Source organism: Stieleria neptunia (genome assembly GCF_007754155.1).
Taxonomy (GTDB): domain Bacteria; phylum Planctomycetota; class Planctomycetia; order Pirellulales; family Pirellulaceae; genus Stieleria; species Stieleria neptunia.
This window is the reverse complement of sequence record NZ_CP037423.1, coordinates 3,201,257-3,213,768: the sequence shown is the minus strand read 5'-3', so window position 1 is coordinate 3,213,768 and position 12,512 is coordinate 3,201,257. Positions and strand designations below refer to the sequence as shown.

Below are 12,512 nucleotides of genomic sequence, written 5' to 3'. Positions count from 1 at the left end.
AGTGAGCTCAACCCCGGCTCTGTCGCCGCTCTGCGGTCGCTTCACTCCACCTCGCACATCCAATAAGTCGTTGCGCCGCAACGACCTAACCGCTCTGGCATCAAAACCGATGCCAAAACCTCGCAAGGCCCCCTCATTGAAAGCCTTGCCATAGCTGCATCGCCGTGATCGGTGATGCCGTCTTCTTCGGCCGAGTGACGTTCACCCGGCCGCTTTCACCCTGATCGAGCACGCCCCGGCTACCGGTACGCGCCGATCACAACCCCAGGATGCAAATCCATGTCAAACCTTCCCATTCCCACCGTCCTACTGTCTCGATACTTCAACCACCTCAAGATGAACAACTGGTCGGCCACGACCATCTCGCGCCGTGACTACGTCTTGAACAAGTTCATCACCTGGTCTTCCGAACGCGGCATCGAATCCGTCTGCGAGATCACGCCCGAGTCGCTCGCGGCCTATCGTCGTTGGCTCTATCACTACCGCAACGAACGCACCGGCAAGCCGCTGAAGTTCTGTACTCAAGCTTCCTACCTCTCAACGGTTGGTCACTGGCTCGCATGGCTGACCGAACAAGGCTGGATCGATACCGACCCTTCGAGCAACATCGAACTACCCAAAGAAGAACAGCGTCTTCCATCATCGCACCTGACCATCGATGAAATCGAAACGCTACTCAGTTCAGTCGATCTCACCACGCCAACCGGTCTTCGCGACCGCGCGATATTGGAACTCTTTTATGCCACCGGCATGCGACGCGCCGAGTTGATCGCGCTGAAGCTCGACGACATCAACCACGAGTCCGGGCTTGCGATGATCCGCCAAGGCAAGGGACGCAAGGATCGCGTGGTTCCGACCGGCAAACGAGCGCTCGGATGGCTGATGAAATACCTTCACGATGGTCGCCCCGCACTGCTCGACGAAGACACCGACGTGATCTTCTTGACGTCCCTCGGCAACGCGTTCCATCCTGTCACGCTCAGCCAACTCGTCAGAAGCTACTTGACTGCGGCGGGCATCACGAAGCCCGGCAGTTGCCACATGCTCCGCCACACGACGGCGACGTTGATGCTCGAAGGCGGCGCGGACCTGCGCTCGATCCAAACGTTACTCGGTCACGAGCAGCTCAACACGACGCAGATCTATACCCACGTATCGATCAAACGCCTGCGAGAAGTCCACGACAAAACGCATCCGGGAGCCAAGGACCGACCACCGCAAAGCGACACCGAATAGCCTGCCCATCAGTTACAATGGCGGGATGCTCTGCAAGCCATCATCCCGTCGTCGAACCCTTCAACGTCGTCTCGCGCGCCGCCGCGCGGGAGGCGTTAAGTCGTGCGCCGATTCAAAACAAATCCGTAGCTGCAAAACGCTTCGTCAACAAACCTGCTCGCTCGACAAATCACTGACTGAAAACGATGCGCCAACTATCAAGTTCGCGTTTCGCTATCACGGCACCCAACAGTACAGCATCACGGCGTTGACCGATTCGTCAGGGACGATCAAAGAACGCTACGCGTATGATGCGTATGGCAACCTATCGATCTTCGATGGTAGTGGAGCCGCGCGTACATCAACGGCGGAAGGTAACCGCTATACCTACACGGGGCGTGAGTGGGATAAAGAGCTGGGGCTCTTTCACTATCGGGCTCGGATGTACGATGCGATCAGTGGACGTTTTCTGAGTCGTGATCCCATCGGTTATTCTGACAGTGCAAGTTTGTATGAATACGTTGGATCGCGTATTCTCAACGCTGTTGATCCAGCGGGCTTGCAAACCTATGTACCGATCCCTCCCGGACACAAACCGCCGACACCATCCTGGCCACATCCCCCCGGAACAACTGTACCGGGCGGTCCTCACCAACCCACTAACCCACGGAAGCCTGGATGGCCAATCCCGAAGCTGCCGGGTCCCAGGCAACGTCCAAAACAACGGAACAGCAAGCATGCTACTAGGACAAATCTATGCGTTTCTTGCCCAAACAAGGCACAGCGCGAAAGCCCAATTCCCGGAGTAACGTCGATTCCGCTTGGCGGTTATCCAGTGGGTGTCGGAGGTGGCGAAAACCAAATCTACCCATATCCAGGAAGTCCTCCAACAAACATCGGGAGTGGCGGTGCACTTCCCTGTATTAACACAATTATAAAATGTGATGATGTCGTCGCTGTGTTTCATTTCACGACAGGGGATGACCCCAGCGCGACGCTTGGCAACTTTGATTGGCGGGGCAATGGGTGTTCTGCGATTATCTGCGGAGGAAATGACGAAGACCAATCTAATTGCTTGGCGAAGGAGGTAATGGATAGTCTGAGCAAATATGGCATACCACTCGACGGCGTCTCTTCTTTAGGCGCGTGCGGGGTCACCCCTGAAGGAGGGTGGTATCAAGGCCTCTAAGCACCGGGTTTCGATCGCGGAACTCTTAGTTCTTGTACTTGTTGCCGCGATTGGGATCAAAATGTTTCCGGCAATCAGCATGCTAAATTTGAGGCTCACTCTTGTATTTGGCTCCGCTGCAGTTATGAGATTCGGCTTTGGCAGACTTCGGTTTCAGCGAAGTCCGTTCTTTGAATGTGTAGGTGGATGGCTTACTGTGTTTTTGTGGACTGCATTTTGCCTCCTATGTTTTCGTATTAGCGACCGTCCAGCGAGATGGGTCCAAGATATTCACGATGGTTATTCAGTCGTGATAATCCTGGGAAGCACTCTCTCGGCTTGCGTTGTCGAATCCCTGTCATTCGCCGTGACGAAAATCATGAACAAAATGGAAGGTGCAGGTACCGAAAAGTGAGACTTGAAGGAGAAAAGGGGAAGGGGGTATTAAACGCGACGACAACCCCGGCCGGTGACGACTGAAAGCGGCGGGCGATTGACGTGACCACAGGACCGAGTCGACTTCCGCCGCATTGGTTGGTTCGTCGATTCACGACCGCTGGCGGGCACGACGCCCGCCCCTGTCTTCGGCAGGATGCCGGTACGCGCACCTTCACGCACAAAGAACGCCGTAGGCACGGCGGGTAGGATGCCCGTCGACTGAAACCCGTCGGTGACACGATGTCAGTCGGAGAACGATGGCAGGAAGCGGGAAGGCAGAGAGGGAGACAAGGAGAGGGGGAGACAAGGAGTGGTAGAGTGATGATGGTCGTGGAGTGAAGTAGCGGGCCATCGTTCGCCGACCGGAGTGAGGGAGGGATCGACCGAGCGGAGCCGACGGTTGACGGAGGTGCTGACAGCGACCGAAGGATGAGGGCAGCGCCGAGCGTGAGCGAGCAGCACCGACGCCGAGGGCGGAGCCCGATAAGAACAGTGCGAGGCAGGATGCCGAGCTCCTTATCAAGAAGGGCGAAAGTGACCGCGTCCGAGCCCAAGCGAGGTAAGCCGGGAACGAGACACTCGGTCAACCGTCAACCGACAGCTTGTCTGTTCGGCCAAAGCCCTCTGCGAATCTCCGACAGGCTCCCCGGCATTCATGGCTATGGATCCAAACCGTTGGTGTCCAGCCTTCAGGCGCCTCTCCACGACGCCTTCGGCGCTCGCACGACCGGACAGAATCGGCTAAAGCCTAGACACCAACGCCACCGAACCGACCGCTCACTCTTCCCTACGTTTTTTGGCTTTCGCCGAGCCGGACTGACGCCGTCACCCGTGACCCTCCGGTGGCAGGCCGAGAGAAGGCGAGAGACAAAAAACACTCACGCGATGGTTAACAGAGCGTGCGTAAACTTTAACGATTAATTGCGAAGCGGTTTTCTACTTTCGCGGCGGTTGGCTGATTCCGTCGGTTGACAGTGAGCGGAAGCTGTCGCGTCATGGAGGGCCGGCCGATCCGTGAGGCGTTGATCCACGTTTCGCCTCTGCACCTTCAAGGCTCTCGACCGCCAACGACAGCCGACAGGTGCGCAGCTTCCGCGGACCCAATCGACAAACCGCCGACACCTCTCCCCGCCAATCTTCTTCCAAAACCACCAAGCAGCGACCACGCCACCGGTCTGCGCGCATCTAACGGAGCCAACACCATGAACGATGATTTCCTGAACGCGATGCTCGACAACCCGATCAAGGCCATTGCAGAATTCTACGCAGGCTGCCTCAACGAAAACGACCGCGCCAAAGCCTATGTCAATGACGAACTCCATCTCACTGGCGAACAAGCGACCGAACAACAAGTCGGATTCGCCGATCGCACACTTGGCAAGCAGATCCCACAGCGCCGCATCAAGCGCGGCCGCGAAGTCCGTGACGCGCTCGTCGACGCTGGCCTTTACAAAGCCAACGGACGCGAAACCATGCGCGGTCGTGTGACCGTTCCGGTCGTCAACGACGAAGGAAACATCATCGGTCTGCGAGGTTACAAGATCGATGCGCACGCAAGTGGCGATGACGTGATCACAGTCGGTCAATCCGAACCCGCCATCAGCCCCGCGACGCAAGTTCCGGTTGCCACGACAGAAGAACCAACCACGAAACAAACGGAGGACACGAAAACGGACGACAGTGACGAACTGATCACCGAAGACAATCAAATCATCTTCATCCGCGATGATCGACGCTACCGAATCCGTGGTCTTGAAAAGAACAAGTCGACGCTGACACTCAAGGTCAACTTGATGGCTTCGCGTGACGACCTCGTTCACATGGACACGCTTGATCTTGTGAAGGCACGCTCACGCACGTCGTTCATCAAGGCTACCGCGACGGAACTCTACACCGATGCCGACATCATCAAAAAGGACATCGGCACGTTGCTGCTCAAACTCGAAGCGTTGCAGTCCGATCGCATCGCGGCGCTGAAACAACCGGCGCGCATCGAAGTCAAGCTCAGCGACGACGAGCAACGCGAAGCGTTGGCTCTGCTTCGCTCTCCCAATCTTCTCGAACGCATAGTTGCCGACATGGACGCTTGCGGCATCGTCGGCGAATCCACCAACAAGCTCGCCGGCTACTTGGCCGCAACCAGTCGCAAGCTTGCCAAGCCACTGGCGATCGTCATTCAATCGTCCAGCTCCGCCGGGAAGACATCTCTCATGGATGCCGTCCTCTCGATGATGCCATCCGAGGACGTCAACCGCTTCAGCGGAATGACCGGCCAGTCACTATTCTATCTCGACAGCGATTCGATCCGTCACAAGATCCTGGCCATCGCCGAAGACGAAGGCATCCGCCAAGCCAGCTACGCACTGAAGCTTCTCCAAAGCGAGGGCGAACTGCGTCACGCCACCGTCGGCCGCGGCGAAGACGGTCGTAGCCAAACCCAAGAACACCACGTCGAAGGCCCTACGCAAATCTTCCTCACCACAACCGCGCTCGACATCGATGAAGAACTGATCAATCGATGCCTGATCCTGACCGTCGATGAATCACGCGCCCAAACCGATGCGATTCAGTCACTGCAGCGAGATGCCCGAACTGCGATCGTCATGCAGTCCCGAAAATTGCAGGCTGGCTTGCGAAAGCTGCACCAAAACGCTCAGCGGTTGATACGCCCGTTAACGGTCTTCAACCCGTACGCTCCCCAACTGACCTTCGCCAACGACAAGACCAGGCTCCGCCGCGATCACGACAAATACCTCACGTTGATCGAGACCATCGCGTTGCTCCGTCAGCACAGCCGGACGATCCACGAAGGGGCACTTGATGACCAACCGATCGAGTACATCAACGTCCAACGCGACGACATTGCGATCGCCAACGGCATCGCGGGCGAAGTTCTCGGACGCAGCCTCGATGAACTGTCGCCGCAAACACGCAACCTGCTGATGAAGCTTCACGACTTCGTCGCCTCTGGATCCAAGTCGGTCGGCGTTCCCAAGGATGCGTTTCGCTTCACCCGTCGCGAGCTACGGCAAGCGATCCAGTGGAGCGACTACCAGGTTCGTAGCCACCTCAAACGCTTGGTCGATCTGGAATACGTCCTCGTCCATCGTGGCCGCGGCGGCCAACGCTACGTTTACGAGTTGCTCTACGGCGGTGAAGGCCGCGAGGGGCAGCCGTTCATGATGGGCTTGTTGGATCCCGCAAAACTCAAGGAACCGGCAACGCAAACTACACCTACGACCAAAACTGCGAGCATGCGATAGCTGACTGCGAGCATCAGATCGGCAAGCCCGAGCATGGGATGTGCATTGGGTGAGCATGTCATGAGCATCGCTTGTGATGCTCAGTAATTCACACAAGTCGTTGCCAGCCAACGACATTCAAAACGAAAGCGAAAACTTCGCCTTCAAACCTCGCAAGGCCCCCTCATTGAAAGCCTTGCCATAGCTGCATCGCCGTGATCGGTGATGCGGTCTTCTTCGGCCGAGTGACGTTCACCCGGCCGCTTTCACCCCGATCGAGCACGCCCGGCTACCGGTGCGCACCGATCACAACCCCAGGATGCAAATCCATGTCAATCGTTCCCGCTCCCACAGTCTTACTGTCTCGCTACTTCAGCCACCTCAAGATGAACAACTGGTCGGCCACGACCATCTCGCGCCGCGACTACGTCTTGAACAAGTTCATCATCTGGTCGTCCGAACGCGGCATCGAGTCCGTCACCGAGATCACGCCTGAGTCACTCGCAGCCTATCGCCGTTGGCTCTATCACTACCGCAATGAACGCACCGGCAAGTCGCTCAAGTTCTGTACTCAAGCTTCCTACCTCTCAACGGTTGGTCACTGGCTCGCATGGCTGACCGAACAAGGCTGGATCGACAGCGATCCATCAACCGGCATCGAACTCCCCAAGGAAGAACAGCGTCTTCCATCATCGCACCTGACGATCGACGAAATCGAAACGCTACTCAGTTCAGTGGATCTCACAACACCAACCGGTCTTCGCGACCGCGCGATGATGGAACTCTTTTATGCCACCGGGATGCGACGCGCCGAGTTGATCGCGCTGAAACTCGACGACATCAACCACGAGTCTGGCCTTGCGATGATCCGTCAAGGCAAAGGCCGCAAGGATCGAGTCGTGCCGACCGGAAAGCGAGCCCTTGGATGGCTGATGAAATACCTTCACGATGGTCGCCCCGCACTGCTCGACGAAGACACTGACGTGATCTTCTTGACGTCCCGCGGCAACGCCTTCCATCCGGTCACACTCAGCCAACTCGTCAGAAGCTACTTGACTGCTGCTGGCATCACGAAGCCCGGCAGTTGCCACATGCTCCGCCATACCACGGCGACGTTGATGCTCGAAGGCGGCGCGGACCTGCGCTCGATCCAAACGTTACTCGGTCACGAGCAACTCAACACGACGCAGATCTACACCCACGTCTCGATCAAACGCCTCCGCGAAGTCCACGACAAAACCCATCCGGGAGCCAAGGACCGTCCGCCGCAATCTGATCCCAACAAGCCCGGCGACAAACCCACCGAGTAGTCGATCGATCCACTACAATATCGGGATGCTCTGCCATCGATCATCCCGCCGCCAAACCCTTCAACGCCGTCTCGCGCGACCCCGCGCGGGAGGCGTTAAGTCGTGCGCCGAGTCAAAACAAATCCGTAGCTGCAAAGCGCTTCGTCAACAAACCTTCTCGCCCGGCAAATCACGCACTGAAAGCGACAAGTCATCAATCAAGTTGGCGTTTCGCTATCACGGCACCCAACAGTACAGCGTCACCGCGCTGACCGATTCAAGTGGCACGATTAGGGAACGCTACGCCTACGACGCGTATGGCGGAGTGTCGATCTTCGATGGCAGTGGTACGGCGCGGACGACGACTGCCGAAGGCAACCGCTATACCTGCACCGGGCGTGAGTACGACGATGTTCTCGATCTGTACCATTATCGCGCCCGCATGTACGACTCGATCGTCGGCCGCTTCTGCTCTAAAGATCCAAACGGCTTTATAGACGGATTGAATCTTTTCTGTGCGTATTTCGTTCCCGGAGGAGCAGACCCGTCTGGTGGTACAGTTGTAGCACCGGAGCCTGTCACGCCTGCACCAGCTTCAACGCCGTCAACTCCTTCGCCGGCACCTTCTCCTCGCCCCGGTCCCACCAGCACACCAACGGGGCCAAGGGGAGGTGTTGGTCCGGCTGCTGGACCAACTGTATTAATCCCATTAATGGCGATTGGGAATCACGCGGCTGCTTCTCAACTTGGACGTGCCAGATTGGACGAACTTGTGATGGACGGCAAAATCTGCCAAGAGCTTCATAATACTGTTCTTCTGCGTATTGAGGCGAGAAATGCAAGGGGGCCGGTACCAGGCCCGATGCAGAGGGCCGAAATTTGGCAAATTCTTCAAGATGCCATTACTGAATCGGGTCAACCTCCAGGTTGCGCGAATTCGCGTGCGTGCTACTGGCACTACTCTGGTGATGATCTGTCGGGAAGGTATCTTGCACGTGGCAGTCACGTGACCAACCGAATTTACCGAAGCGGTATTGCGGCGGAAGTCGCTACGGGACGATCCCCTGTAAACTTCCGGTGCTTTGTCTGCGGACCGAAGGACACAAACCCGAATGCACCAATGTTGATCAGGCATCCAGACACTCCTGGTGGCGCAGAAGACTTGGAAGTAAACGTACCTTTGTTTAAGGCACTTAATTGCACCGCCATGTGTCCCAAGTAACATGTCATGGATACGGTTGATAGTCAATTGTTTGCTGCGCTGAACACTGAATACCCAGTGCTGCGACTTCGTGAGGTTTTTCGGAAACTTCTAGACTTAGGCATTGCACCCGACGACATTCTCGCTTCAATCGACCGGCTTCATGATTCGATCGATGACGGGTCTGCAACATTCCCATGCCGATATAGGTACCTTGACGATGTGTACGACACATTAGCTGCTTGCCGGACTTGGATTGAGGAAAGCCAGGATCGAATCAAAGGGAACGGGGGTTGAATCCCGCAAATCAGCGGCGGACGTTTGATGTGATCACAGGACCGAGCAGTCGTCCGCCGCAATGCATGGCCGCAAAGGCTTCCCGGTTGACCGATCGGCCAATGCTCGAGCACGAAAGAACGCCGAAGGCACGACGGGTAGGATGCCCGTCGACTGAAACCCGTCGGTGACAGGATGTCAGTCGGAGAACGATGGCAGGAAGCGGGAGTACAGTTTCAGGTTTCAAGTTCCATGCTCCAAGTTGAAAGAGATGAAGTTGGAAGTTGAACAAGGTGAGCGGGCCATCGTTCGGCGACCGGAGTGAGGGAGGGATCGACCGAGCGGAGCCGACGGCCCGCGGAGTTGGTGACAGCGACCGAAGGATGAGGGTAGCGCCGAGCGCGAGCGAGCAGCACCGACGCCGAGGGCGGAGCCCGATGAAGACAGTGCGAGGCAGGAGGCCGAGCTCCGCATCAAGAAGGGTGAGAGTGACCGCGTCCGAGCCCAAGCGAGGTAAGCCGGGAACGAGACGCTCTACCAAGCGGCGTCGAGTATCGTCCCCGCCCGAAAGACCCATGCCGCCACGATACAGGCCAAGCAAAGAATAACAACATACTTGCGACAGGATCGGCTCTTGGTATCGCTTTCGTTCGCCGGCCCAACGATGCTTCTTGATGCGAAAACGACGCACGCCAACATCACCGGTAATCGATATCGGCTCACGGAAACAGCCACAATTATCATCAACAGGGTCAACACGAAATAGCTGACGGAAAGCAGTAGAAACCGCCCCTGATTACTTCTCCATCGATCTGGTTTCGAAGCCGGCATCGACCGAACCGCCCCAAGAACACCCAGGCAAAGTAGCCCTGAAATCGAAACCATTGCAATCGAAACAACTAGCAGCCGAACTGACTTAGACATCCCCTTGGGGCGTCCATAGTATCCCATGTACAGATGCCGAATCAAAAATGTGTTTGGCGCGAGAAAATCGCCAGTCTTCAGGAGTGTTCGGCTCCCAATCAATCGGGGATTGTCCAACGCGAATTGCAGCAGCCCATCCTTCCTGCCGAGAGAACTTTTTGCAGACTGTGGCAATGCCCGAACGTAGGCAAAGTCAACCTGCGTCGGAGGGTACACGTTCGTACCCTCCTGAATTGCCCGCTTACCCTGCTTGCTAATCACCACCCAACCTTGGTCGTTTTTTGTACAGCATGGCAGCACGGTGATCCAGCTAGTTGCAAGTACGACGAGAGAGAGTCTCCATGCTCGTCGAATTTCAGTGCGTGGCGAACAGACGACTGAAGCCGCCACCATTAATGGAAGCATGTAGATTTGGTAAGGTTTCAATAACGCCGAAAGGCCCCAAATGGCACCGGTTGCGATGGCGTTTGTGACGGTTGGACGCGCCGAGAACCGCATTAAAAGAAGAAATCCCGCAAGCAAGAACCACAGGAAAACGGTCTCGGTCCAGAGATAGTGGCTGAAGGCGATGAATTCGGGATGAATCGCGTACAGAAGCATTGCGATTGCTGCTATTCGCTTTGAGTACAGTAAATCCAAATACACAACCCGGGCGAGAACGTAGACGCCAATTGTGGTGGTGTAGTCGACGAAGACCTGAAACAGTCGAACATGATTTGGATCCTCACCAGCCACTAAAACTACTATTCCGGAGATCCAGATGTAGAGCGGCGGACGTTTCGGGACAACGGTAACTACCTTACCAGAAGCAAATTCTACCGCTCCCGAAAAATGGTCGACTTCGTCTCCTATTAGTTGAGGTGAGTCAACAAAGCTTAGGGCCCCCAACCGGATTAGTAATGAAAAAGCGGCGATAAGGAGAACCGTCAGCAATTCTCGTTTGTCGAGCGTCGTGCCCATTCTGTACTCATCAATGTTGAATCGTGGTGTTGTCCGATTCGACTGACAGCCACTGGCACCAATCAAAGTAAACCGCCATGCAGCCAATCTTAGCATAGCCAAGTAACTCGCTGGCACGTTGGTCCAGTCCACAAATCCGATAGTCTATCGCAAAACTCACCGGTCGCAGATCAGTCTTGTAACTGCTTATTGTGACATTACCTATCGCACCTGCCCGCGTAGTTGGCCCCGGTTCACCGAACTCGCGGACGCTGCCTCACGATTGCGAATCTTACACCTCACGACTGGCGACCCAAACCGTTCCGGGGCTTTATCGCTTCTAGCTACGGTAGTCGCCTTCGTCGCTAAGTCGAATCGTCCCCGAAACGACCGAGGTAGAGGTGCCCGACGGCGTCTTGGATGGCGAGGTTGAATGGGAAGTGGAATTCGGCGACGGTGTCGTGGCCGAATTGGATGAGTTCGGCTTCGGTGAAGTGGTCGGCTTCGACGAGTTCATCGAATTGCTCCCAGAAGAGCGCGAATTGTTCGAGCAGGATTGCGTCGCCGTGCTCGTCGATCAGTGTTCGCTCGGATGGTTTCAGCCAGTCTTCCATTTGTTTTTCTGTCCATTGCATACAGGTAGAGTATCGCGCTTCCGGGGTGCCGCGCAAGCTTTATCGACCACGACTTTTGGTTTGCCCGGGTGACCGGCGGGTTGCGTGCCGGAATTGCTCTCGGACTGGACGCTGTCGGATCGGACGGGTGTTTGGGAGCTTGCGGATGTCGACTCGCCTTTCCGCGACGCTGCGCCGGGCGGCGGCGCGAACGCTTCGTGCGCCGGACGGGGTTAGCGTCAGACTCGGCTTCGATTGTCTTGGCTTTAGGCGATCGCTTGACGCATTTTGAAATTGCTTCTTTGTCGGCGGAATTCGATGCGACTTTCGGAACGCTCGCTTAAGATCGAGCCTCGGCTTTCGTGCGAAGCGTTTGAAATCTGGCGACATGCGTTTGAATTTGTAGCGGGTTGGAAAAACCATTGTGCACCTTGGCAGTGGGAATAAAGATTCGGATCAAAAGTGTTTGGTTCGGCGGTCGGGCAATCGCACCGGTTCGTGCCGGCGTTCTTCCAGGAACTGCATCAAGTCATCTTCGGAAACTCTCCGGCAGGATCCGATTTGATACGAAGGCAATTCGCCTCGCGCGACGAGCGAATACGTCATGCTGACGCTGATTTTTAGTCGGTTGGCGACTTCCTTGATGGAAAGCAACATGGGTCAAACCTCCGCGTCAGTCGGGCCATCTAAATCCAGCCCGAATCCGGACCGGGACAAATCGATTGGTTTCACAGTCCCTTGCGTCAGTTCCACCGCGGCGTTCAAAACTACGGTGATTTTTTCGCCCTGGCGAGCATCAAGCGTTGCCACGGGGAGTGTACGGAGCCTTGTGTTGACGGAATCACCGATGTTTCGGAGACGACTTGCCGTACCTCGGACCACGACCTCTAGCAATCGCGCCTGATTTAAATGCAGTCGTGATTTCTCTCGATCTTGATGACGCAGTGCTGCAACATCCTGAGCTTCAACGTCGGCGCGCATCGTAAAACTCGCTTGCACTGAACGGCCATTGAATGATCGCGTGATCCGAACGCCGTTGTCGAAAAGCCAAGAGCGATACCCAATCGCCTCCGGGGTGAAGAGTAGACTGAGCCGACGAGCGAATAGAGTTCGCGCCAAAAACATCGGACAGCACACTCGCATCGCCGGCGCCAAAACCGCCATCACGATCGCTGCCAACACGAAGACCAGAAACAAGCGGACAAT

The 12,512-nt window shown here is 56.2% G+C and carries 8 protein-coding genes; 5 read left to right on the top strand and 3 right to left on the bottom strand.

Translation table 11 applies throughout. The features are described from left to right. Positions 1–279: 279 nt before the first annotated feature. From Enr13x_RS11340 to Enr13x_RS11320, 5 genes are all read left to right on the top strand, one after another. Complete coding sequence (locus Enr13x_RS11340; RefSeq protein WP_145386153.1) at positions 280–1,236, top strand: tyrosine-type recombinase/integrase; 957 nt, start codon at positions 280–282, stop codon at positions 1,234–1,236. A gap of 25 nt (positions 1,237–1,261) precedes the next feature. Beyond that, positions 1,262–2,404 carry an RHS repeat domain-containing protein gene (locus tag Enr13x_RS39745; RefSeq protein WP_145386152.1) on the top strand — a complete coding sequence of 381 codons (1,143 nt, stop codon included), beginning with the start codon at positions 1,262–1,264 and terminating at the stop codon, positions 2,402–2,404. A gap of 1,619 nt (positions 2,405–4,023) precedes the next feature. Continuing rightward, on the top strand, positions 4,024–6,084 hold the full coding sequence (locus Enr13x_RS11330) for a hypothetical protein (RefSeq protein WP_145386151.1): 2,061 nt from the start codon (positions 4,024–4,026) through the stop codon (positions 6,082–6,084). 308 nt (positions 6,085–6,392) lie between these two features. Next, the gene (locus Enr13x_RS11325; protein WP_145386150.1) at positions 6,393–7,373 is read left to right on the top strand and encodes a tyrosine-type recombinase/integrase; all 981 of its coding nucleotides are present in this window, start codon (positions 6,393–6,395) and stop codon (positions 7,371–7,373) included. Positions 7,374–7,575: 202 nt separating this feature from the next. After that, positions 7,576–8,574, top strand: a complete 999-nt coding sequence (locus tag Enr13x_RS11320) for an RHS repeat domain-containing protein (protein WP_197455951.1) — start codon at positions 7,576–7,578, stop codon at positions 8,572–8,574. Between the two features lie 789 nt (positions 8,575–9,363). Here the strand turns inward: Enr13x_RS11320 and Enr13x_RS11315 are convergent. From Enr13x_RS11315 to Enr13x_RS11305, 3 genes are all read right to left on the bottom strand, one after another. After that, positions 9,364–10,713: an ArnT family glycosyltransferase gene (locus Enr13x_RS11315; protein WP_197455950.1), complete on the bottom strand. Its 1,350-nt coding sequence runs from the start codon at positions 10,711–10,713 to the stop codon at positions 9,364–9,366. A gap of 344 nt (positions 10,714–11,057) precedes the next feature. After that, positions 11,058–11,327, bottom strand: coding sequence for a hypothetical protein (locus Enr13x_RS11310; RefSeq protein ID WP_145386147.1), 270 nt, complete (start codon positions 11,325–11,327; stop codon positions 11,058–11,060). Positions 11,328–11,762: 435 nt separating this feature from the next. Continuing rightward, entirely contained in the window at positions 11,763–11,963 is a 201-nt protein-coding gene (locus Enr13x_RS11305) for a helix-turn-helix domain-containing protein (RefSeq protein ID WP_145386146.1), read from the bottom strand. Positions 11,964–12,512: the final 549 nt, after the last annotated feature.

Excerpts from the sequence above, each read along its gene's own strand:
- Enr13x_RS11315 (WP_197455950.1), bottom strand. The coding sequence starts at position 10,713 with ATGGGCACGACGCTCGACAAACGAGAATTGCTGACGGTTCTCCTTATC.
- Enr13x_RS11305 (WP_145386146.1), bottom strand. The coding sequence starts at position 11,963 with ATGTTGCTTTCCATCAAGGAAGTCGCCAACCGACTAAAAATCAGCGTC.
- Enr13x_RS11325 (WP_145386150.1), top strand. The coding sequence starts at position 6,393 with ATGTCAATCGTTCCCGCTCCCACAGTCTTACTGTCTCGCTACTTCAGC.
- Enr13x_RS11310 (WP_145386147.1), bottom strand. The coding sequence starts at position 11,327 with ATGCAATGGACAGAAAAACAAATGGAAGACTGGCTGAAACCATCCGAG.
- Enr13x_RS11340 (WP_145386153.1), top strand. The coding sequence starts at position 280 with ATGTCAAACCTTCCCATTCCCACCGTCCTACTGTCTCGATACTTCAAC.
- Enr13x_RS39745 (WP_145386152.1), top strand. The coding sequence starts at position 1,262 with ATGCTCTGCAAGCCATCATCCCGTCGTCGAACCCTTCAACGTCGTCTC.
- Enr13x_RS11330 (WP_145386151.1), top strand. The coding sequence starts at position 4,024 with ATGAACGATGATTTCCTGAACGCGATGCTCGACAACCCGATCAAGGCC.